Genomic DNA, 23,248 nt, shown 5'->3' with positions numbered 1-23,248 from the left:
TGACAAACTGTTCGGTAGCGCAAAAAACCGAGGCATGTATGATCTGGCATTCCAACAAACCGTAAATTACCGCCAAGGACCTGTCCTTAGCAAATTGGAAAATCATATCGTTGTGTAAAATGCTGCACCAACTCGGTAGCGTCGATAGCGCAATGCGATCAAATCAAGGAGACCGGGCTTAACAACATGTTGTACAAGTAGTTCAGCAACAAACCATTCATCTGCCCATACGGCATCTTGCGCGGCGTAGCTTCAGTGCCGCAAGACTAACTTTCTGGAGGATCCATGGATTGGACTCTTCCGCCCTTTGCACTAGCACAGCCAATCCAATGGAATGCGCTGTTACTGTTTGGCAGCTTGCTGCTATTCGGGCTGGTGGGCGGCCACATCGTGACAAAAAACCCCTGGTTTCCGCGCATTACCGGTTATCTGATAGTCGGCTTCATCCTCGGCGTCGGCGGCCTTGATCTGCTTTCAGGAGATGTACTCAAGCTGGCCAATATTTTCGCCGACATGGCAATGGCCCTGGTGGTGTATCAACTTGGGCGCTATGTCGACATTGGCTGGCTGCGTCGCGAAAAGTGGCTTCTGGCTACCGTCATCCTCAGCGCCGTGCTGTGCTTCACGTTTGTCAGCGGGGCATTGATCTGGCTTGGCACCTCGCGGGTGCTGGCCCTGCTCGGCGGCGTGCTGGCGATTGCTACTGCGCCGGCAGTAGTGATGGTGGTAGTGCGCGATCTCAAGGCTGAAGGCCAGGTGACGCGCCGTCTGGCTGCCATGACGGCATTGAATAACTTTGTCGCGATACTGGCCGCGTATGCATTATTGCCGGTGGTCGCGCACGAAAGCGCCACCCCGTTCAGCACGCTGGTCGCTCACACGCTGTACTCATTGTGCGGATCGCTGGTGCTGGCATACCTGACTTACCGGTTGATGATGCCGCTGGCGCGCCTGCTCGGCCGCCAGCCAAGCCGCCAGTTCGTACTAGTCATCGCGGTCATCACCTTAGCCATCGGCGCCGCACATGCGTTGCAGCTACCAATACTGTTGACCATGCTGATCTTCGCCATCATGTCGAAGAATCTGGATCATCAGTACGACTTGATGGAACTTGAGTTCGGCGTCGCCAACGAGTTGTTCATCGTGATGCTGTTCGTTACCATCGGCGCTTCAATCCGCTTGTCAGACCTGTCGATGGTAGGCGCCTCGGTTGCCGTGCTGATCGCGGCGCGCTTCCTCGCCATGGCTTGCGGCGTTTTCTCATTCGCGCACTTTGCCAAGATGAAATGGAAGCAGGCTGCACTCATCACCTTGGGAACGCTACCGATGACGGAAGCTGGACTAGGGTTGATTCAAACCACCGCCTATCTCTATCCCAATACCACGGCCGATATATTGCCGTTGCTGGCCGGCTGCCTGATCGTGCTGGAACTGCTGGGACCGATAGCCACGCAATTCGCCTTGATCAAATCAGGCGAAAGCGGACGCGAATGAAGGATGAGACCATGATCGAAGATACCCAAATCGATAGCGCCACGGCCGCTGCGGCGCCGCAAGAAATTCTGCCATTCACCAGTTCCAGTCCGTTCACCATGGGCATTGAACTCGAACTGCAGTTGGTCAATCGCCGAAATTACAACCTGGCCAGCGACGCAGTCGATCTGCTGACCTGGATCGAACCGCGCGACCTGCAAAAGCAGATCAAGCTGGAGATGACACAAGGCATGATCGAGTTGAACTCGGATGTGCACACCCGCGTTGACCATCTGATCGAGGAGTTGAAAGGCTTGCGCGCCGCACTCAACCGCGGTGCGCAATACCTGAATATCGACGTCTCCGGCGGCGGCGCCCACCCATTCCAGCACTGGAATGAACAACGGATCACGCCAAGCGAACGCTTCCATCATCTGCACGAGAAGTACGGCTACCTGGCGAAGACGTTCACCGTGTTCGGCCAGCACATCCATGTTGGCGTGCCGAACGGCGACGACGCCTTGTACCTGACCCACGCGTTCTCGCGTTTCGTGCCGCATTTCATCGCCCTGTCGGCCGCCTCGCCGTTTTACCAGGGCGCCGACACCAAATTCGATTCCTCGCGCAGCAACGTGGTGCGTGCCTTCCCTTTGTCCGGAACAGCGCCGACATTAACCCGTTGGAGCGACTTTGAAGCGTATTACGATGAGTTGCTGCGCATGGGCATCATCGGCAGCATGAAGGACTTCTACTGGGACATCCGTCCCAAGCCCGAGTACGGCACGGTCGAAATCCGGGTGTGCGATACGCCGCTGACCATCGAGCACGCCGCCCACCTGGGTTGCTACGCGCAACTGCTGGCGCGCTGGATCCTGACAGAGAGGCCATTCGTCATCGCCAACGATTTCTACCTGCTGTACCAGTACAACCGCTTCGAAGCCAGCCGCTACGGACTGAACGGTTCAATTGCTCTCCATGGCAACAATCCGGCCGATTCGTCAAAACTGCCGATCCACGAGCATTTGCTAGGCCATCTGCAGGACTTACAGCGGTATACTCAGAACGACGCCGAGCAATTGACCCTGAAGCGCTTGCGCCATATGGCCGAAGGACGCCTCAGCGACGCCGCCTGGCTGCGCCAGACGTTTACCGAACGCGGCTCGCTCAACGATATGATGCGGCTGTCGTCGGAACTCTGGATGGGGCAGAAGCCGCCGCCGTATTTCCAATAGCTTGTATTTAAGATATTTAATAATTGATCGATGCAAAAACAATTTGATGTCGCCGTAATCGGCGCTGGCGCTGCCGGCATGATGTGTGCCGCAGTTGCCGGTCAACGCGGGAAGAAAGTAGTACTGATCGATCATGCCAGCAAGCTGGCAGAAAAAATCCGCATCTCGGGCGGTGGTCGCTGCAACTTCACCAACATCAACGCCGGTCCGCAGAATTTCCTGTCGCAGAATCCGCATTTTTGCAAAAGCGCCCTGTCCCGCTACACTCCACAAGATTTCCTCAGTCTGATGAAGCGCCATCGGATCAGCTATCACGAGAAGCACAAGGGGCAATTGTTTTGCGATGACTCATCAGAGCAGATCATCGACATGCTCAAGGCCGAGTGCGGCCTCGGTAACGTCGAATGGCGCATGCCATGCAGCATTGCCAGTATTGGCAAGAGCGGCGAGGTGTTCCGCATCGACACCGATGCCGGCGCAATCCTCGCGAGCAATGTCGTCATCGCCACCGGCGGCCTGTCGATTCCAAAAATCGGCGCCACCGATTTTGCCTATCGGATCGCGCGCCAGTTCGGCTTGCGGATGGTTGAGCCGCAGCCGGGGCTGGTGCCGCTGACTTTCGATTCGGCAGCGTGGCAACCGTTTTTACCGCTAGCGGGAATTGCTTTGCCAGTAGAAGTGGAAACCGGCGACAAAAAAGCCCGCGGGGAATTCAGGGAAGACCTGCTGTTCACCCACCGCGGCCTGTCGGGGCCGGCAATCCTACAAATTTCCAGTTTCTGGAAGCTGGGAACACCCTTGCGCCTGAACCTCTTGCCTGAAATCGATGTCGCCACAACATTGATCGATGGCAAAACCACCATCAAGAAAAATCTTGGCAACGTATTCGCGCAATGGCTGCCGGCACGGTTGGCGCAAGGCATCATTGAAGCCAACAAGCTTGACCCCACAGCCCGCCTGGCCGACACACCTGACCGCCTCCTGCGCAGCCTGGGCGACGCCATCAATCGCTGGTCCATTCAGCCAAGCGGCTCCGAAGGTTATCGCAAAGCCGAAGTCACGCTGGGCGGGGTTGACACACGGGAACTATCACAGCAGAGCATGATGTCCAATCAAGTACCCGGCCTGTATTTTGTCGGCGAGGCGGTCGACGTCACCGGCTGGTTGGGGGGCTATAATTTCCAGTGGGCCTGGGCTTCGGCAACTGCGGCTGGGCTATCTATTTAGCAACAAAAAAATAATGCAAAGCAACTTCCTCCCTAGCCTCCCTGAAGCGATAGAGAAAGATGTTGCAAATTTGCGGCAAGATTGATTCAGGGTGGGATAAGACTTCCATTTATTGGTTTTCCCCGCTATAATCTCGCTCTTCCCTATACAAACTTGGTTTTAATTTACATGACCACAATTCGTCTTAAAGAAAACGAGCCGTTCGAAGTCGCTATGCGTCGCTTCAAGCGCACCATTGAAAAAACAGGTTTGCTGACTGAGTTGCGTGCACGTGAATTCTACGAAAAGCCAACGGCTGAGCGTAAGCGTAAGCTGGCAGCCGCTGTGAAGCGCCATTACAAGCGCATTCGCAGCCAGCAATTGCCGAAAAAACTGTACTAATATTTGCACTAATTCTTCATCGCACTTGGTGCGGTTGATTGAATAGCGTTACAAACCCGCTCCGGTGTTGCTCCGCAGCGGGTTTTGCCGTTTATTGCTGCGTATAGCAGGTTTTCGATATCACTTGTATTTTCTTGCGATAAAAACCAACGGCAAAACGCGCATCAGACACAAAATTCCAGCACTTTGATTTTCCGGCAAATATGGAAAACACCACTACTTGGAGAACTGCATGGGCTTGAAAGAACAGATTACTGAAGACATGAAGGCGGCGATGCGCGCCAAGGACACGGCAAAACTGAGCGCAATCCGGCTGATTACGGCTGCGATGAAACAAAAGGAAGTGGATGAGCGCATTGAGCTGAACGACACCCACGTTCTGGCTATCATCGAAAAAATGATCAAGCAACGCAAGGATTCGATCACCCAGTTTGAAGCCGGTGGCCGCCAGGATCTGGCAGACATCGAAAAAGCCGAACTCGTCATTCTGTCGGCTTACATGCCTGCCGGCCTGTCGGAAGCGGAAATCCAGGCTGAAGTCGCCGCAGCGGTGACCACCAGTGGCGCCGCCGGACCGCAAGACATGGGCAAGGTAATGGCAATCTTAAAACCAAAGCTCGCCGGCCGCGCCGACATGACGGCGGTATCCGGACTGGTCAAAGCAGCGCTGACCAAAGCCTGAACACGTAAAATACCCGATATCGCAGCCGTTGCCGTCGAGTCTACGTGATCCCGCAATCCTTCATCCAAGACCTGCTCAACCGCGTCGACATCGTTGACGTGGTGGGTAAATACGTCCAGTTGAAAAAAGGTGGCGCGAACCTGATGGGTTTATGCCCCTTCCACAACGAAAAATCGCCAAGTTTCACGGTCAGCCCGACCAAGCAGTTCTATCACTGCTTCGGCTGCGGTGCACATGGCACCGCGATCGGCTTCCTGATTGAATACTCCGGACTAGGTTTCGTGGAAGCGGTCAAGGATCTGGCGCAAGGTGTCGGCATGACTGTTCCGGACAACGATGACAAGATTCCACCAGCCCAGCGCGCCGAATACCAAGCCAAGAGCCTGGCGCTGTCCGATGCAATGAGCAGCGCCTGCGACTTCTATCGGCAGCAATTACGCAGCGCTGCGCATGCGGTCGATTACTTGAAGCGGCGCGGCCTGACCGGCGAAGTCGCCGCCAAATTTGGGTTGGGCTATTCCCCGGACAACTGGGACAGCTTGCGCCAGGTGTTTCCCGATTATGAAGTCACAGCGCTGGTCGAAGCCGGCTTGGTGATCGACCGCACCGACGAAGAAGGCAACAACCGCAAACGCTATGATCGTTTTCGCGATCGCATCATGTTTCCCATTCGCAATACCAAGGGCCAAGTCATCGGCTTTGGCGGCCGGGTGCTGGATGGCGGCGAGCCGAAGTACTTGAATTCGCCGGAAACACCCCTATTTCAGAAGGGAAGCGAGTTGTATGGCTTGTTTGAGGCGCGCCAGGCAATCCGCGACGCCGGCTACGTGCTGGTGACGGAAGGTTATATGGACGTAGTGGCCTTGGCTCAGTTGGGCTTCCCGCAGGCAGTCGCCACATTGGGAACCGCCTGCACGCCGACCCATGTACATAAGCTGTTGCGCCAGACCGACCATGTGGTCTTCAGTTTCGATGGTGATCGCGCCGGCCGCAAGGCGGCGCGGCGGGCACTGGATGCCTGCCTGCCGCACGCTACCGATAACAAAGTCATCAAATTCCTGTTTCTGCCACAGGAACACGATCCGGACAGTTTTGTCAGAGAAATGGGGGCAGAGGCATTCGAGCGGCAAATCCATGACGCCATGCCATTGTCACAATTTCTGCTCAACGAGGTGACGGCCGAAGCCGATTTGAACACCTCCGAAGGACGGGCGCGGGCGCAATTCGACGCCAAGCCGCTGCTGCAATTAATGCCGCCTTCGTCGTTGCGGCTGCAAATCGTCCGTGGCCTGGCGCAGTTGACGCAATCGACGCCGACTGAAATCGAGTCATTGTTTGAACTGGTCAAGCCAATCGCCGCCGCGCGCCGCGCACCGCCGCGCAGCAACCGCCCTGCCCCGGTCGGGCTGGAACGACAAATCATTCGCCTGCTGGTGGCACACCCGGCATTTGCCTCCGAACTGGACGACGCGGCGCTAGATGCAGTGGCGCATTTTGCGCCGGATCGGGCAGAAATGCTGGCACGGCTGATTACCGCCAGCCACGAAATGGGCGACCAGGCCAATTTTGCAACGCTGGCAGAGCATTTGCGTGAAGGCGGCGAGGATTTTGAGTCATTGATCGCAGAAATTGCAGCGGAATCTGAATCAGAAACAGAGGCCGCGCGATTAGAACTGGCGGGCGCAATTCGCCAGACTAAAATGAAGATATTGAAAGATGAACTGGACCAGCTCGCCGCATCCGGCCTCGGCAGCGAAGATGCACGCCAGCGTTATCGGGATTTGATGCAAAAACAGGAGCAATTGCGGCGCGAAGCGGAAGCTGAAACCAGTTTGCGCTAGAAAATGGCTCAAAATATGAGCAGGCCGAGATTGAGATTAGCGCCGCTCCGGCTGATCCGGGGCGCTTGGATTGGAGGAAAGCCCTCCATATGCTATAATTAAAGGCTTTAGATTCAACACCTTAGAAGCAGCCGATTTGGGTGCTGAATTGATAGTAACACCAGTTTTGTTTGAGTGAGATAGGAACGTAGAGAGATGTGGTGCGCAGGCGGCTTTGTCGGCGATTTAAACTTGGCAAAATTTAAACGGACGGACTGCAGGCTGTAGTAACCATAGCGCAAATCAGTGTAACCAAATTGGTATTTGATTCCATGGCGAACGCAATGAAGAGACCCGCGAAATCCCTGACACTTTCTGTTAAAAATGCGAAGCCGGCAGCGGCCAAACCAGGCGCCTCTTCCTCAACACCGAAATCCTCTGTAAAGAAAACGGCAGTTTCATCGAAAACGCCGACAAAAACCGTTAGCAAGAAAGTCGTTTCTAAAGCAACTGCGACGACCACGAAAAAAAGTGCATCAAGAACTGTTGCAAAACCAGTATCTGTGAAATCGAAAGCCCCTGTGACAAACAAGAAACCTCAACTCAAAGTCGTCAAATCATCCAAAAATGCAGCCGCGGCTCCGGTCAAGGCCGACGTTAGCGTGATGATTGGATCAGGCGTAAGTCAAACCACGGATGCCGCGACACTGGCGGCGATTGATACTTCCGGCTACATTCTGCCGTCGGTCAAGGTACCAGGGCGTCGTGGTCGCAAGCCGAAAGAATTCCAACCGGAAAACGACGAAGTCGCGGCGCTGAACGCGGTCGAACGTGCTGAACTGAAAGCGGTCGACAAAGCCAAGGCCAAGGATCGCAAAGCCAAGGAAAAGGCTTTGCTGAAAGACGCATTCTCGTCCGATACCGAAGCCAGCGAAGAAGAACTCGAAGCCCGTCGTCAAAAGCTCAAGACCCTGATCAAGATGGGCAAGGAGCGCGGCTTCCTGACCTTCTCGGAAATCAACGACCACCTGCCTGAAAACATTATCGATCCGGAAGCCATTGAAGGCATCATCGGTACGTTCAGCGACATGGGGATTGCGGTCTACGAACAGGCGCCCGACGCAGAAACATTGCTGCTGTCCGACAACGTTGCCACCGTCGCCAGCGATGACGATGCCGAGGCAGCTGCCGAAGCAGCGCTGTCGACTGTCGATTCCGATTTCGGTCGCACCACCGATCCAGTCCGCATGTACATGCGTGAAATGGGTTCGGTCGAACTGCTGACCCGCGAAGGCGAAATTGAAATCGCCAAGCGTATCGAAGACGGCTTGAAGGACATGATCCAGGCGATTTCGGCTTGCCCGACTACGATCGCCGAAATCCTGCTGGCCGCCGACAAAATCTCAAAAGACGAAATCAAGATCGACGAAATCGTTGACGGCCTGGTCGACCCCAACCAGACAGATGAAGCGGCAGCGGTAAGCGCAGCCGCCCCTGCGACGGACGACGAAAGCGACGAAGACGAAGAAGAGGAAGAAGAAGACGAAGAAGAAGATGACGCCAGTTCGTCGTCGGGCGCTGCCGGCTTCTCGGCTGAACAGCTGGAGCAATTGAAGCGCGAAGCGCTGAGCAAATTCGAAACCATTTCCACGCAATTCGACAAGATGCGCAAGGCTTTCGAAAAAGAAGGCTACAACTCGAAGCCGTATGTCAAAGCGCAAGAAATCATTTCGAACGAGCTGCTGGGCATTCGCTTTACCGCCAAGGTTGTTGAAAAACTGTGCGACACACTGCGCGGCCAGGTTGACGAAGTGCGTCAGATCGAACGCCAGATCCTCGACGTTGCGGTCAACAAATGCGGCATGCCGCGCCCGCACTTCATCAAGGTTTTCCCAGGCAATGAAACCAATCTTGACTGGGTTGACGGTGAAGTCAACGGCAACCATGCATACAGCACAGTCTTGAGCCGGAACGTGCCTGCGGTGAAAGAACTGCAGCAACGCCTGATCGATCTACAGGCGCGCGTCGTGCTGCCTTTGCCTGATCTGCGCGGCATCAACAAGAAGATGGGCGCCGGCGAGAAGAAGGCGCGCATGGCCAAGCGCGAAATGACAGAAGCCAACTTGCGTTTGGTGATCTCGATTGCGAAGAAGTACACCAACCGCGGTTTGCAATTCCTGGATCTGATCCAGGAAGGCAACATCGGCTTGATGAAAGCTGTCGACAAGTTTGAATACCGCCGCGGCTACAAATTCTCGACCTATGCGACTTGGTGGATCCGTCAGGCCATCACCCGTTCGATCGCCGATCAGGCTCGCACCATTCGTATTCCGGTGCACATGATCGAAACGATCAACAAGATGAACCGCATCTCGCGTCAGATCCTGCAGGAAACCGGCGCTGAGCCGGATCCGGCAACATTGGCAATCAAGATGGAAATGCCGGAAGACAAGATTCGCAAGATCATGAAGATCGCCAAAGAACCGATTTCGATGGAAACACCGATCGGCGACGATGACGATTCGCATCTGGGCGATTTCATCGAGGACAACAACACCCTGGCGCCAGCCGATGCAGCATTGCACGCATCGATGCGCGGCGTCGTGAAGGATATCCTCGATTCGCTGACCCCACGCGAAGCGAAAGTCTTGCGCATGCGTTTCGGTATCGAAATGTCGACCGACCATACCTTGGAAGAAGTCGGCAAGCAGTTCGACGTGACACGTGAGCGGATCCGTCAAATAGAGGCTAAAGCGCTGCGCAAGCTGCGCCACCCATCGCGTTCCGACAAGCTGAAGAGCTTCCTGGAAGGTAATTAAGCAAAGTAATCAGTGAATCATTCAGTATTTTTGGCTGATTCACTGTAACTTCCGCTACCTTTCACAGCAGTATTTTTCTATAATACGAAAATTGCCTGCATTTTAAGATGTCGTTGTGCGCTAGTCCGGTAAGTCGCCGCGATTGTCGCGCAACAGCCCTGAGGAATTGGGCCCCTAGCTCATGCTTGGTTAGAGCAGCGGACTCATAATCCGTTGGTGCCCAGTTCGACTCTGGGGGGCCCACCATATAAAACAAAGGGTTACGTTCACACGTAACCCTTTGTCATTTCTAAAGGTTCAACGAAGGGTCAACAGAGTGTTCCTTTGCTCGCGAAATTGACCCTATCCTGTTGATCCAGTCGCCACTGCCGCGCAAAGGCCGCAACCCGGTCATACGACCCCTCAAAGCCCAACGCACATAGTTCCGCATGGAGCTGTCTCAAGCTGCGGCGTTGCTTTCGAGTTTTGGTAGCTTCAGTTTTAAGCCAAGATGAAAGCTTGAAGGCGTACTGATCAAGAGCGCTAGGAGTACGTCTATCTGGATAAGATGGCTCTATAACCTCAGAGCGTAGATAGCGTCTGACGGTGTTTCTGGAGATACCCAAACGTCTGGCGATCTCCCTCAATGAGACTTGGTCACGAAGGTGCCAGCGTCGAATAATGCCACGTCGATCACTCCAATCTCCCACTCACTATATTGAGTAGGATTGTGTTCTATACGTGGGTCAATTTTCGATGCAAATTATCCAGCTAAGTGGGTCAGTTTTAGACGCAAATCAACACCTCATGCACATACACCTCACTTGCGACGATGAAAATCAGAAAATTGTGACAATCCGTGTCTACATGTGTTTCGGCAATATTTGAAAGCTATAATCATTTCGTCAAAAATTCTTGTAGAGATAAAAATGATAATAGCTCCTCGCACTACAGTGATTGGGTTGTTCTGTATGACAATAGGCACCCTGCATGCGCAAACCGTTGATCGTCCCGCCCTGAAAGAAGGGGATAAATGGGTCTACAGCGTACGCGAGGACGAAAGCAAGTCGGACACCATGAGTTCCACTACGCGCAAATGGGAGGCATCGATCAGCCGTGCTGGTTCACATACCGTCGTTCTTGCCAACAAACCAGTTGACAGCAATTTGCCACCAAAAGAATCCACCCTGAATACGGACTGGAGCGTTACTCGTAGCGTTAATGGGAAAAATATCGTGACCACCCGCCCCTATGATTTCCCGATGCAGCCGGGTAAGACCTGGAAATTGGAAACTGTAGAAGACAAGCCTGATGCATTGACCAAAACACAAAAAATCTCGCAGCAATACACTGTCGTGGGGTGGGAAGAAGTGAAAGTACCTGCGGGGACTTTCAAGGCGCTCAAGATTGAAGCCGAAGGTGAATGGACAAAAGAATTCGAACCACGTGGCCCGTCGGCGAATAGCGCGGTGGGAACGGCAGCATCCGGAGCAACCGCTATCGTTCAAACGCATACCGCTTATACGCCACCTCCAGTAAGCGGACGATTGTATAAAGCCTTTTGGTATGTCCCGGAGATCAAACGCGACGTCAAAATTATTTCAGAAGATTCGAATGGCAACGGCGCGCTGCATAAACGAACGACTGAAGTGCTGGAGTCATTTTCGGTTCAATGACGGGGATTCTTGAGAATGCAGGGTGGCAGATTATCGCCCTGCATCCGCCGGATTTTCTCTGCAATCGGCGCCGCGCCGCGTGTATTTACGGCAGGAAGCAGCGCTCCCCCATCTATTCACCGCCATAGCGTATCGTTAGGCCACCGAAACAATCCCGACACAAGAAAGATCCGGGGATTGATGGGGGCCGCGTCGCTGCGCGATCGTAAATAGATTAAAAATAAATGCCAAATGGCAATACAATCTAGTTACCGTCCGGTAAATCTATTGGCGCGTGCAGCCCCGGGTTGGCAGCTTCGACTTGGCAATTCCTTTTTTGGGGACATCATGGACTCAATTCCATTCGAAAAAGTCTCAGTCTCGGAAGCAAAATCGATTCTTGACAAAGAACTACAAGCCAAGCAGGAGAATAACTGGGAGAGTCTGCGTCGCTTGCTAAGCCCTGCCGACCTGAATTTGCAGAAGCAAACTTACGATTGGCTGATAGCATTACCGACAGAGATTTGGCCGTTATGGCTAATTAAACACTATCCGCGTATCGCCAACCATTTTGCAGAGGTCTGGCGGCAGCGTTCCAGTTGTGAGGCATTATTTTCAGAACTGCTGCTGGATCAACGGGGGGCGCGCACGGGTTTTCCGGTGGAAGTATCGCGCGAGATCATGGCCTTGAAACAGCACTTCGATAAGGAAGCCGCTCCCTGATTCACAGCAACTCGCATCAACGCATTAGACATTTCCAGTAAATCGCTGCGCCTGCAGCGCGCCAGCTACAGTGCAGGCAAATCTGTGCTACAGCGGATCACCGCCGAAAACGCCTACGCGCAAGCAAGCACGAATTTCGTTCGGGTACAGGGACAACGCCTGCAGGATTGCGTCACGCCGTTTGCGACGTTGGGTGGTGGCTGGCAAAACAAGGCAGAGATTGCATTGCCAGCCGAGCAGCCGGGGAAATCCTAGATTAATCTGAAAGACGAGTCATCTGCGTGCAGTAATTTAAGTGACTAGCTGCTGGGCCACCCCCGGCGAGCTTCCACGGAGTAGCAACCGCATTAGGTAACGACGCCCGTCCATTTCCGATGCACCACCGCACTTACTCCATGGTCCGTTAAAAAGGGGGCAGAGTAATTTTCGGCAAGCCCCCGCCGAAAAAAAACTCTGACTCCACTTAACTGTGTGCAGTTTAATTTGACTGTCCACGTTAGTTGCGTGCGTTGCGCGCGACGCAAACCAGATTTAGCCGCCGGCCTTGGCGTGATACATGGCGCTGTCGGCACGTTCAAGCAAGGCCGAGATATTGCCGCCGTCCTCCGGATAGCGGCTGATACCAATGCTGGCGCCGATCGACATATCGACGCCATTGATCGAAAACGGCTGCGCAATGGTCTGGCGGATGCGATGGCTGACTGTTGCGGCGATTTCGGCATCGGTCAGATTGGGCAGCACGACCGTGAACTCGTCGCCTCCCAAGCGACATACGATATCGATATTACGTACCGCCGCCTGGATGCGTTTGGCGGCTGCGCACAACAAGGCATCGCCAGCTTCGTGGCCGTATTTGTCGTTGATCGCCTTGAAATCGTTCAGATCGATGAACAGCACGCCAAGTGCACTGCCGTGTTGGATACAGCGCCCCATCTCTTCCTGCAGGCGCTGCTGAAAAAACAGGCGATTGGGAAGACCGGTCAGCGTGTCATGCGAAGCCAGGTATTCCATCAACGATTCGCGTGATTTCAACATCATCACGAGGAATGCAGTAAAGCAGAAAAATCCGATGGCGGTCAGGGAAGCGCCGATGGCCAGCAAATAATAGCTATTCTTGTCGCTGTTCAGGGCGTGCAGCGCGTCGATCCGTGCAATGCCGACACTAGCCAGCAACGGATAGTTGTCGAGCTGTCGATATGCGGCATAGCGTGGCACCTGGTCTATCGCGGGCAGCACCAGTGCGCCATCAGCTGTCGCGTGCACAGCATTGAAGCGCTGCAGGGTATCGGTAAAATCGACTGCCACACCACTCTTATTCGTGCTGCCGATACGCAGCGCACGATAGACCCCGTCGTTCCCCAACAAGCTCACCATGCCATTGGCACCGAAATCCGTGCTCGTATAAAAATTGCTGAGATAGGCTGGGTCGATACTGACAAACACAATGCCGGCAAAACTGCCATCCGGGCGATTCAAGCGGCGGCTGAAATTGATACTCTCGGTTTCGGAGACGGGGGCGACCAACGGTTTGCCGATATACAGCTGTCCGGAATCCTGCTGCACATGAATCTTGAAAAACTCCAGGTCCTTGACGCTGGCGACGCCGATCGGGCCCCGCTGGGTGCTGGCGACGACATCGCCTTGATCGTTGGCGATGGACGCCAGCAAAGGAATATCGTCATTATTCAGGACGCTCCTGCCAACAAAATCAGGCAGATCAGAAATGCCGCCATTGCTTTCATATTGGAATTTGATCGATTTTGTCGCCTGGTCAAAACGCTGCACCATGCGCAGCGTGTTTGCCGCATAGCTACGCACCAGGTTGTCCATGTTTGTTTGCGCAGCACGGATTGTCACGCGCTCCATATCCCCTGAATGTTCACGTACCGCGCTCCAAATCACAATTAGTCGCAGCACAGTGAATGTGCCAAGAGCCAGCAGCAATATTTTGCTAACCCGCGCGGTAGGATATTTGAATTGCAATTTCACACAAGCTCGTTCATTAAGTGGACCAACATCAACAGCTGTTGTTGAGGCAGAGTATTCCCAATGAGAAAACTTGACAAGCTGATGAGGTCTTTTTTCTGCTCCATTCTGATTGTTACAACACATGTTTGACCATCCCATAAGCATGAAAAGCCATCTATTGCTTTACGGAACTAACGCTTAGCAACTACAATTCCGCCTGAAATTTCCAAATGGAAATATTCGTCGACACTGCATCCATGTCGTTGCAGGCCGGCGTACTTGCTCACCCCAACCCACCCCGATTATGCAAAAACAGTGCTTTGGAATGAATCACATCAGAAACCCTCTGATTCTCGTTTTTACCTGTGCCGTGTTAGGCCTGGCAGGCTGCGGCGGCGGTGGCGGCTCCAGCAGCACACCTACGGCAACCGCGCCAGCAGCCACAGTCAACATCATGGCGCTGTCGACATCAAGCGCCGCGCCCGGCGCCACGGTCACGATCACCGGCAGCGGGTTCAAAAATGTCACCGCGATCACCATTGGCGGCACGGCAGTGACATTCAGTATCGTCAGCGATACGCAAATCGCCATCACGGTTCCGGTCAATCCGGTCAGCGGATCGATCACGCTGTCAGGTCCCGGATTTTCTGTGCAGTCGGCGACCAGCTTCTCGTCGAGCCAGCCGGCACCACTGATCACCGGCGTTTCGGCCAGCAACATCCCCGCAGGCGGCAACTTCACCATCCAGGGCAGCAACCTGGATAAAGTCAGCGGCTACAGCATAGGCGGCGTCAATCTGGCGGTGGTCAGCAGTTCCGCTACATCGGCAACCTTGACCATGCCAGCACAGGCGATTTCGGGCCTGCTGACATTGAATGTTGGCAGCGCCGCAATCAGCAGTGCATATCAGATCAATGGTTACGTGCCGGCGACTATTGCTGCCATGCTGCCGCAGATCGGCATCGTCGGCAGCAACGTGACCATCAACGGCAACGGCCTGGCGGCAGTGACGACGATCCGCTTCGCTAACGGCACGCTTGCATCGGCTACCGCCGCATCGAACAACACGGTCGCGTTCAGCGTGCCGCCCGGCGCCATGTCTGGGCCGCTCACGGTGCGCGATCCTTACCAGGAAGTGCAGAGCGCCAGCACATTTACCGTGGAGCCATCGGTCGTCCCGACTTCGCTGCTCAGCGCCACCAGCGGCAGCACAGTCGTGCTGACCATCGCCGGCAGCAACCTCAATATCGTCACTTCGGCCAAGGTTGGTTCCTCAAACGCCACCATCGTCAGCAGCAGCAATACGCAACTGGTCCTAAACGTCAGCCTGGGAACCAGCGGCATCGTGACGTTGAGTGCACCAGGGCAGACCAACGTCAATGCAGGTTCGATCGACAGCACCGGCAATGTCGGACTGTGGATCAGCAATGTCGATTTCGTGCACGTGTTCGACAAGAGCGCAACCGATCCTACGCTGCGCCTGACTCCCGGGCGCCCTGCGCTGGTCCGCGCGACCGTCCTGGCGCCAGTTGCCGGCACCAAAAGTCCGGTGGTCAACCTCGTGGCCAGTTCTTCTTCTGGCGCATCGCTCGGCACGCTGTCGATGAGCGGGCCGGCCAACTTGCCAACCGCCAAGGATGACTACAGCCTGAACAGCAGCTTCAATGCCGTGTTGCCTGCAGCCTGGGTGCAGCCGGGCGTCAAGGTCGGCATCCGGGTATTGGCTGGCAACGGCAGCAGCCCAGCAAGCCAGGATGTAACTCCGACCGTCGGCACAGCGACTGCCATGCGCGTGATACTGGTGCCGCTGACAGTCGGCAGCGCGACCGGAGTATTACCGACCTCCTTGAGCGATGTCCAGAAAGCACTGGCGCGGGTCTATCCCTATGCGAACGGCAATATCGTCGTACAAAAACGCGCCCCGTTGGTCATCAGCGGCGCCACCGACACCACCACGATGAACTGGGGCAGCGCCCTCAACCAGCTGGAAGCTGCGCGTGAAGTCGAAAGTCCGAATACTTTCTATTATGGTTTCGTACCGATGTATAACCCGATTCCCGGCTCGTTCGTCGCCGGCCTGGGCTATGTCGGCAACCGGACCCAAGGCGGTAGTTCGCCGGTTGCCGCCATTGGCCTGGACTGGACTTCCGGCGCCGGTCAGGGCGATCCGTTCGACAACAAGTGGCCGCAATGGCAGGCCATCATGGTGCACGAGATGGGCCACAACCATTCGTTAAGCCACGCACCATGCGGCGGCGCCGCCAGCCCGGATCCGGCGTTCCCAAACACCAACGCCGACCTGAGTGCGCTGCCGATCTATAACAGCCTGTACGACAACGACACCCAGATCGGGACGCTGAGTGCGCCGCTGACGCCAAGCAATACGCAAATGAAGGATGTCATGGGTTATTGCGGCGGCACCTGGTTCTCGGATTTCAGCTACGTGCGTGCGCAGCAGTTTGCTGAATCGCGGACTCTCGCCATCCCGCAGCCACTGGTGCTAGCCGCGACCGGCGCTGACATCGTGGCTGCAGATGGCTACCTGACCATTTCCGGCGAACTCACGGCGCAAGGTGTGCTGCTGCACCCCGCCACCGCCTCAGCAGCCAGATTACGCAACGATACCGCCGGCGCCAAGTCGACCTATGAACTGCGGGTACACAGTGTGGCGGGCCAGACCTACAAGCTGCCTTTCGATCCGGTCAGCGTGGCCGACGCCAAGGACGAAACCAGCCACTTCTGGGTCAGCATGCCGAATCCAGGCGATATCGCAACAGTGGAAGTGCTGCACAACGGTCAGGTACTGGCCATGCGGCAGCCAAGTCAGGTACAACGCTTCAAGGCAGTCAGCCAGCCCAGCGGCGCAGCACAAGGGATGGCGTCGTCGGTCGGCTGGACGGTGCAGAACGGTCGCTTGAACCTGACTTGGAATGCAGTGCAGGAACCATTCCTGTCGCTGATGTACGTGGCGCCAAATGGCGACAAGACCGTGCTCGGCAACCGCTTGCAAAATGGCAGCGCCACGCTCGACATCGGCGGCTTGCCTAGCGGCGGCCGCTTCGACCTGAGCTTGTCGTCGGCAATGCAGGCACGCCTGGTCAGCTTCCCACATTGACCCAAAGGCCAGACCGGCCGGGATGCGCGATGCGCCCGGCCGATTTTCAGCGTTGTACGACATACCTCACAGAATGCCTGGATTCCAGGCATTTTTTTTGTCCGTACACTTCAAACGCAATTGATTGAAGGGCTTGTCGATTGAATGATATTGAATGCCATCTTGCTATCGCGTGCACAATACTTGACATTCATCGCTGGCAAACAGGAAAGGCAACAACACATTCCACCGGGAACGGTCGCCGCTTTTTCGGTTAATATCACCTACTTTCATTACAAGGCGTCCAACAACCTTCTGCCAGCCATCCGCGGCGGCCGAAGCACTGCAACTGTCAAGCGGAGTCTGCCGGCCCCGGAGCGGACCGGTGCATGTCTTGCGATTTCCGGACGTCGATTTTTCGTTGAATTTGAGTATGCATATAGCAGTTTTCGATTGGTTCGGATGGTCCTTACTGTGGCTGATTCCCCTGGTTGTACGCGAAGTCAAAGCGCGCCGGGCCGGGACGACTGCACTGCGCGGTCCGGGGTCCATCCGTTTATGGCTAGGCACCTTGTTCATACTGTGCGGCAGCAGCGCGCTCGAAGCACTGCTACGCGGTTCTGGATCGACGCCGCCCAACGGCGACTTTGCCGGACAAGCCCTGGCGCGCGGATTCACCGGCGTGCTTGGCAACATATTGGGAATACTGGCGCTGATGGCGATCTGCACGATTGCGCTGTCGTGGCTGTTCGGCCGCGAACGCGCCAAATCCACTACTCGCTCCGGCGAGGCTCCACGCAGCGCGCCAGGAAAAATCGAAACGACTGAGACGGCACGCGAACCGCGTATCGCCCGAGTCACGCGAGCCACACCCAGCGCCGTAGCAACAGCAGCAGTAACAAGGCCTCTACCAGCACGACAGCGCGAAAGTATTGCCGCGCCACCGCGTACACGAAAATCCTGGCAATTACCGTCACGTTCCGATCTGCCCGACCTGTCAAAAAAATGCCCGGCACGCCACGTCAGGCGCCAGCTAAGCAGCAAGAACAGAAGAGCGGCGGCAGAGCAATGTCCGAATGGGCCAGTTTCGAGCGCATCATTCCTACTCCCGCCATGCGCGCCCGCGCCAATACCGCACAGCTGGCCCAGACTTCCAGCGCCGCGCGCGGAGATGCCATCAACAGAGGTACTGTCGAGCGTGCGCAGCAGCGTCCCCAGATCAGAACCATCAGCACGCGCCCCGTCGGCGCGCACTCAAGCACCGCCGCTGTCGCAACGGCGACAACAATTGCAGCGTCCGCCGTGCCGGTGACGGAAGCACTGGTTCATGACCTGCAAGGAGCAGTCGCGCAAGCAGCGAATAGTTACTCTGCTCCATTAGCTAACGCACCATCAGTATTCCAGCCCCCACCCGCGCAAGCGATTGCAACGCAGACTGCCCGGGATGACATCGCGCGGGTCGGTACGGCGGCGACGCAGTATCCTACCGCCGCCATGTCCGCCGCGACCTTACCTTCCCATACCGCCGTCGACAGAATTGACGCTGTCGTCGCGCCTCAGACGAGCGCCGCAGCGCAGCCCGCTGTAGCGGCATCTCCACCAACGTTGATTTTCGAAGATGACGACGAAGCGCCATTCCAGTTGCGCCATGAATCGCGGGTCGAATTGCCCGGACTGGATTTACTCGATCCTGCAGTCAACGAATCAATCGAGATTTCGGTCGAACGTCTGGCGGAAACCGGTTTGCTGATCGAACAACGCCTGCGCGAATTCAAAGTACCGGTGACGGTGCTCGGCGCCGATGCCGGACCGGTGATCACGCGCTTCGAAGTTGAACCCGCGCTCGGCGTACGCGGCAGCCAGATCGTCGGTTTGATGAAAGATTTGTCGCGGGCACTGGGATTGACGTCGATCCGCGTGGTCGAAACCATCCCAGGCAAAACCTGCATGGGACTGGAATTGCCAAACCCGAAACGACAGATGATCAAGCTGTCGGAGATACTGGAAGCCCCGGCCTATCAGGATTCGTCATCGCACTTGACGCTGGCGCTGGGCAAGGACATCACCGGCAAGCCCGTCGTAGCAGACCTGGCGCGCGCACCGCACATGCTGGTAGCCGGCACGACCGGTTCCGGCAAATCGGTGGCGATCAATGCCATGATCCTGTCGCTGCTGTATAAGGCGACGCCGGAAGAAGTGCGGCTGATCATGATCGATCCGAAGATGCTGGAGCTGTCGGTCTACGAAGGTATTCCGCACCTGCTGGCGCCGGTAGTCACCGATATGAAACTGGCTGCCAATGCGCTCACCTGGTGCGTGGCCGAGATGGACAAACGTTATCGCCTGATGTCGGCGCTGGGTGTGCGTAATCTGGCCGGCTTCAACCAGAAGATCCGCGATGCCGAAAAGCGCGAGAAGAAAGTCAGCAATCCATTCTCTCTCACGCCCGATGCACCCGAGCCGCTCACCACCTTGCCGATGATCGTCGTGATCATCGACGAGTTGGCCGACCTGATGATGGTGACCGGTAAAAAGATCGAAGAATTGATTGCGCGCCTGGCACAAAAAGCGCGCGCCGCCGGTATCCACCTGATCCTGGCGACACAGCGGCCTTCGGTCGATGTGATCACCGGACTGATCAAGGCCAATATCCCAACTCGGGTGGCATTCCAGGTCTCGTCGAAAATCGATTCGCGGACCATCCTCGATCAGATGGCGCTGAAGCCTTGCTTGGCCACGGCGACATGCTGTTCCTGCCGCCCGGCTCCGGTTACCCGCAACGGGTGCATGGCGCGTTTGTCTCGGACGCTGAAGTGCATCGGGTGGTCGAGCATTTGAAACAGTTTGGCGAGCCGGAATATGAGGAGGCAATCCTGGCAGGCGTGCCGGCCGAGGGCGCTACCACCGATCTGCTCGGGGACAGCCAGGATGTCGAAGCGGACCCGCTCTACGATGAAGCGGTGGCCTTCGTGGTGCGGACCCGGCGCGCCTCGATTTCATCGGTACAGCGGCAATTCCGGGTCGGCTACAATCGCGCCGCGCGGCTGGTGGAACAGATGGAAACTGCCGGCATCGTGTCGTCGGTGGCAACCAACGGCAGCCGCGATGTGCTGGCGCCGCCGCAAATCGAGTAAAGCCGACGACATGGCGGGGCAGAGTTCAAACGCCACTGAAACATGGCGCTCTGCTCTGTCCGCAACCGGTTAATCCAGCTTGAAGCGCAACCCCAGCGCCACCACATTGTTCCCCATCCCGCCCCTGCCGAACTGCAGGTCGTAGTTGAGATACCAGCCCCAGCGCTTGTCGACATCGGTGCTCAAACCCAGTCCGACCCAGCCGGAATTGCGCGCCAAACCAATCCCCTGCACCGTGAAGCCAGCCGCCGGCGCGCCTACAAAGGCCGCCTTGAAATCCAGGCTGCCATCGGTGAACGCATGTTGCCACGCTGCGTAGCCCTGCAACACGCTGCGTCCGCCCGACCATTGAAATGCCGCATCGCCACGCAATCCCAGCAGCGCCGCAGTCTGCCGGTACGCCTGGCTGTCCGCCGTCAAACCGAATGCGCCGCCGTTCTCGGTGAAGCCGCCGCGCTTGAGACGGTCGTATGACAGCCCTGCGTAAGGCGTCAAGCGGGTGCTGTCCGATAACGGCAGCACATAGCCGCTTTCGCCATAGAACGACCAGATCTGATCGGTGTGTCCGGCATTCAGGCTCTGGACCGTATTGCCGATCAGCGCATCGCGCGTCACCGTACTGTCGACGCTGGCGACACCAGCACGGCCGGACAAATACCAGCCGTTGGTGCCGAGGGCTTGCCGGCCGTACAGCGAGACGCCGGTATTGTGGCTCTTCGATTGGCCGCCCAGGCGGTCGAAACTGGCCCGACCATCCGAATACGCCAGCGCGGCACCGACGATGGTGTTGCTGCCGAGATGGGTGTCGACACCGAACTGCCCGCCCCACAGCGCGGTGTCGCCAGTGGCAAAACCGTCCTCGCTGAGCTTGCCGGATGCCCCCAGCGCGCTGACCCACAGCCCCGTGCCATCATGACTGTCGGCCTGGCTGCCCAGCGCCGACAAGCGGTTGCCCAGATCGCGGTTGATCGCCTGCGATTGCTGGAACGTCAGTGCCTGCGCCGAGGCATGCACCTGGCCTGACAGGCTATCGAGGGTCTGTGCGGCGGCAGCGATGCTGGCGGTCTTCTGCAAGGCCGAAGCACTGGCCAGGAACTGGCCGTTGGCGCCGCCGGTATTGCCGCTGGCGACCATCTGGTCAGCCGCCTGCAATGCCGCCTCCAGATTCTGCCCGGCGTTGTTGCGGGTGGCGTCTGCGCCAAAGCTGGCGGTGGCCAGCGCCGCGACATTGGTGCGGGCGATGTGCAGGTCGACTTCCTTGGGTTGATATTGCAATGTCGCGGCGATGAACACGCCTGGCGCAAAGCTGACGCCATCGGCCTCGAAGCTGAGGTCGGCGAATTGGCCGCTGACACCGCCCGCCGCCGTGATCACTTTGCCGGTCACCCCCACCTGCTGGGTGACATAGCCAGACGGATCGGTCGTACCGCCGGGCGTGGTGGCGACCAGATGTGAATTGCCGAGCACGGCATTGCCGCCCACTGTCAAGGTGCTGTTCAGTTGATTGGCCAGCACCGCATTGGGCGTTGCGACGTAATTGCCGTCGATGTTCAAGCCGGCGCCGCTGTTGCTGACCCGGCCGCTGTTGAGGACGTTGCCGTGGATGCGGCCACCGGCGCCGGCCAGGTTACCGAGTGCGCTGACGTTGACATTGGAGGCCACCGAACCGGTGATGTTCAGGCTGCCGCCCTGGATCGTGCTGTCGCCCGAATAGGTGTTGTTGCCGGCCAGCGTCAGTTGGCCGCTGCCGCCCTTGCTAAGGCCGGCATCGCCGCCGATATCGTTCTTGAATGTCGACGCGGCGTTGTCGAAATTGATGGTAACCGTCGGCCCCAACGCCAGCCGCCGATCAAACAGCGCCGGACCGTTGACGGCCTTGCTGGCATTGAGCAGGCCCCAGCCGTAGGTGGCCGTATCGTGCATGTCGGTGGCGGTCGACAGGATGGTCTGGCGGATCAGGTCCGCATTCATCCAGGGGTAAGCTTGCTGCACCATGGCAGCGGCGGCGGTGACGGCCGGCGCGGCGAACGAAGTGCCATAGACGCGGCCGCCGGCGACATTGGAGACGAAATCACCTGCTGCGGCCAGACACCAGTTGGCGGCCAGGCCGCAACGGTTGGCGTAGCTGGAGATCACACCAGGTACGGTGTCGCTGGCTGCATAACCGCTGCTGCCGCCGGCACCATTGACGGCGGTGACGGCGATCCAGCCGGTTTGCAAGTCGGCAAAGAGCGTCGGCAGGTTGGCGTTCAGAGTGGGCTGACTGCTGCCGTCATTGCCGGTCGACCAGATGAACAAGCCCTTCTGAGCGACATACGGCTGGTACAGGTTGTACAGCCCTTGTGCTTGCGATATCGTGGCGCCGTTGGCACTGATGCCACTCGACTGATTGAATATGCGCACACCCTTGGTGAACAGATCCTGATACATCTGGCTGTTAAGCATCACACTGCTGCTGCCAATCCCGGCAGCAGCGCCCTGTATCGTAACTCCCGGGGCAACACCAAGCGTACTGCCAGCTAATATTTCCGCCACTTCAGTGCCGTGGGTATTGCCGTTGGCACCGTTTGGACTGTACACCGTCTTGACGATGCGCCCGGCCAGCTGCGTGCTATCAACCTGGAAGTCTGTGTCGATCACGCCGACGGTGACGCCAGCGCCGGTGTAGCCTTGCGCACGCGCGGCATTGACATTACTCGGATCGGACACGTTCAACATCGACGGCGCGACCGGCGGCTTCACCACCGGCGTAGCCGGTGCGGCGTTGCCATTGTCGGTATTCGGTGGTGTAGGTGGCGTAGCGGGCACCGCCGGAGCGGTCGGGCCCGGATTACTGCTGCTGCCACCACCACCGCCACCACACCCGGCAACCAAGAGCATTACTGCGGCAGCAATCGCTGACAGCGAGTATCTTGCAGACAGTTCCTTGTTCATGACATCCTCAGAATATTTGCATCTATCTTTGGCCCGACTAGGCCACCCGTTTACTGTATTAACGGATGCTGTCGAGTTTTCTTAAAGCGCAAATGACGAGTTTGTCGAACTGTTTTACTGCATTGTC

At 56.8% G+C, this 23,248-nt stretch carries 13 protein-coding genes, 1 tRNA gene and 2 pseudogenes; 13 read left to right on the top strand and 3 right to left on the bottom strand.

The features are described from left to right. The first annotated feature begins 285 nt into the window (after nt 1–285). The 8 genes from CAter10_RS04685 (at nt 286) to CAter10_RS04650 (ending at nt 9,880) form a co-directional block, all read left to right on the top strand. A complete protein-coding gene (locus CAter10_RS04685; protein ID WP_061532493.1) occupies nt 286–1,494 on the top strand; it encodes a cation:proton antiporter in 1,209 nt (402 codons plus the stop codon). Nucleotides 1,495–1,505: 11 nt separating this feature from the next. Continuing rightward, nucleotides 1,506–2,705: a YbdK family carboxylate-amine ligase gene (locus CAter10_RS04680; protein ID WP_231879170.1), complete on the top strand. Its 1,200-nt coding sequence runs from the start codon at nt 1,506–1,508 to the stop codon at nt 2,703–2,705. A gap of 30 nt (nt 2,706–2,735) precedes the next feature. Continuing rightward, nucleotides 2,736–3,932, top strand: a complete 1,197-nt coding sequence (locus CAter10_RS04675; RefSeq protein ID WP_061532491.1) for a BaiN/RdsA family NAD(P)/FAD-dependent oxidoreductase — start codon at nt 2,736–2,738, stop codon at nt 3,930–3,932. A gap of 168 nt (nt 3,933–4,100) precedes the next feature. Further along, the gene (gene rpsU / locus CAter10_RS04670) at nt 4,101–4,313 is read left to right on the top strand and encodes a 30S ribosomal protein S21 (protein ID WP_005665410.1); all 213 of its coding nucleotides are present in this window, start codon (nt 4,101–4,103) and stop codon (nt 4,311–4,313) included. Between the two features lie 232 nt (nt 4,314–4,545). Further along, entirely contained in the window at nt 4,546–4,995 is a 450-nt protein-coding gene (locus tag CAter10_RS04665; RefSeq protein ID WP_061532490.1) for a GatB/YqeY domain-containing protein, read from the top strand. A gap of 44 nt (nt 4,996–5,039) precedes the next feature. Beyond that, the gene (gene dnaG, locus CAter10_RS04660; RefSeq protein ID WP_061532489.1) at nt 5,040–6,836 is read left to right on the top strand and encodes a DNA primase; all 1,797 of its coding nucleotides are present in this window, start codon (nt 5,040–5,042) and stop codon (nt 6,834–6,836) included. Between the two features lie 323 nt (nt 6,837–7,159). Continuing rightward, nucleotides 7,160–9,634 carry an RNA polymerase sigma factor RpoD gene (gene rpoD / locus CAter10_RS04655; RefSeq protein WP_417924710.1) on the top strand — a complete coding sequence of 825 codons (2,475 nt, stop codon included), beginning with the start codon at nt 7,160–7,162 and terminating at the stop codon, nt 9,632–9,634. 168 nt (nt 9,635–9,802) lie between these two features. Continuing rightward, nucleotides 9,803–9,880, top strand: a tRNA-Ile gene (locus CAter10_RS04650). Nucleotides 9,881–9,951: 71 nt separating this feature from the next. Here CAter10_RS04650 and CAter10_RS21795 read toward each other — a convergent pair. Beyond that, nucleotides 9,952–10,296 (bottom strand): annotated as a pseudogene (locus CAter10_RS21795) (helix-turn-helix domain-containing protein); the annotation flags it as partial. Between the two features lie 288 nt (nt 10,297–10,584). Here CAter10_RS21795 and CAter10_RS04645 point away from each other — a divergent pair. The 3 genes from CAter10_RS04645 (at nt 10,585) to CAter10_RS22715 (ending at nt 12,246) form a co-directional block, all read left to right on the top strand. Beyond that, on the top strand, nt 10,585–11,289 hold the full coding sequence (locus tag CAter10_RS04645) for a hypothetical protein (protein WP_061532487.1): 705 nt from the start codon (nt 10,585–10,587) through the stop codon (nt 11,287–11,289). 327 nt (nt 11,290–11,616) lie between these two features. After that, complete coding sequence (locus CAter10_RS04640; RefSeq protein WP_061532486.1) at nt 11,617–11,991, top strand: hypothetical protein; 375 nt, start codon at nt 11,617–11,619, stop codon at nt 11,989–11,991. A gap of 84 nt (nt 11,992–12,075) precedes the next feature. Next, entirely contained in the window at nt 12,076–12,246 is a 171-nt protein-coding gene (locus tag CAter10_RS22715; RefSeq protein WP_156477053.1) for a hypothetical protein, read from the top strand. Between the two features lie 276 nt (nt 12,247–12,522). Here the strand turns inward: CAter10_RS22715 and CAter10_RS04635 are convergent, their stop codons facing one another. Next, nucleotides 12,523–13,848: a bifunctional diguanylate cyclase/phosphodiesterase gene (locus CAter10_RS04635; protein WP_197467188.1), complete on the bottom strand. Its 1,326-nt coding sequence runs from the start codon at nt 13,846–13,848 to the stop codon at nt 12,523–12,525. A gap of 481 nt (nt 13,849–14,329) precedes the next feature. On the opposite strand from CAter10_RS04635, the gene CAter10_RS04630 reads away from it, so the two are divergent. Next, on the top strand, nt 14,330–17,074 hold the full coding sequence (locus CAter10_RS04630; RefSeq protein ID WP_164840414.1) for an IPT/TIG domain-containing protein: 2,745 nt from the start codon (nt 14,330–14,332) through the stop codon (nt 17,072–17,074). A 1,635-nt stretch (nt 17,075–18,709) separates the two neighbouring features. Continuing rightward, nucleotides 18,710–20,187 (top strand): annotated as a pseudogene (locus CAter10_RS04620) (DNA translocase FtsK); the annotation flags it as partial. Between the two features lie 69 nt (nt 20,188–20,256). Here CAter10_RS04620 and CAter10_RS04615 read toward each other — a convergent pair. Next, nucleotides 20,257–23,121, bottom strand: coding sequence for an autotransporter serine protease (locus CAter10_RS04615; protein WP_061532482.1), 2,865 nt, complete (start codon nt 23,119–23,121; stop codon nt 20,257–20,259). Nucleotides 23,122–23,248: the final 127 nt, after the last annotated feature.

The sequence above is a fragment of the Collimonas arenae genome (assembly GCF_001584165.1).
GTDB lineage: Bacteria > Pseudomonadota > Gammaproteobacteria > Burkholderiales > Burkholderiaceae_D > Collimonas > Collimonas arenae.
This window is presented reverse-complemented; position numbering and strand designations above follow the sequence as displayed.

What these genes read in the sequence shown, in the direction of transcription:
- CAter10_RS04685 (WP_061532493.1), top strand. Translation starts at nt 286, where the DNA reads ATGGATTGGACTCTTCCGCCCTTTGCACTAGCACAGCCAATCCAATGG.
- CAter10_RS04680 (WP_231879170.1), top strand. Translation starts at nt 1,506, where the DNA reads ATGATCGAAGATACCCAAATCGATAGCGCCACGGCCGCTGCGGCGCCG.
- CAter10_RS04675 (WP_061532491.1), top strand. Translation starts at nt 2,736, where the DNA reads ATGCAAAAACAATTTGATGTCGCCGTAATCGGCGCTGGCGCTGCCGGC.
- rpsU (WP_005665410.1), top strand. Translation starts at nt 4,101, where the DNA reads ATGACCACAATTCGTCTTAAAGAAAACGAGCCGTTCGAAGTCGCTATG.
- CAter10_RS04665 (WP_061532490.1), top strand. Translation starts at nt 4,546, where the DNA reads ATGGGCTTGAAAGAACAGATTACTGAAGACATGAAGGCGGCGATGCGC.
- rpoD (WP_417924710.1), top strand. Translation starts at nt 7,160, where the DNA reads ATGAAGAGACCCGCGAAATCCCTGACACTTTCTGTTAAAAATGCGAAG.
- CAter10_RS04645 (WP_061532487.1), top strand. Translation starts at nt 10,585, where the DNA reads ATGACAATAGGCACCCTGCATGCGCAAACCGTTGATCGTCCCGCCCTG.
- CAter10_RS04640 (WP_061532486.1), top strand. Translation starts at nt 11,617, where the DNA reads ATGGACTCAATTCCATTCGAAAAAGTCTCAGTCTCGGAAGCAAAATCG.
- CAter10_RS04615 (WP_061532482.1), bottom strand. Translation starts at nt 23,121, where the DNA reads ATGAACAAGGAACTGTCTGCAAGATACTCGCTGTCAGCGATTGCTGCC.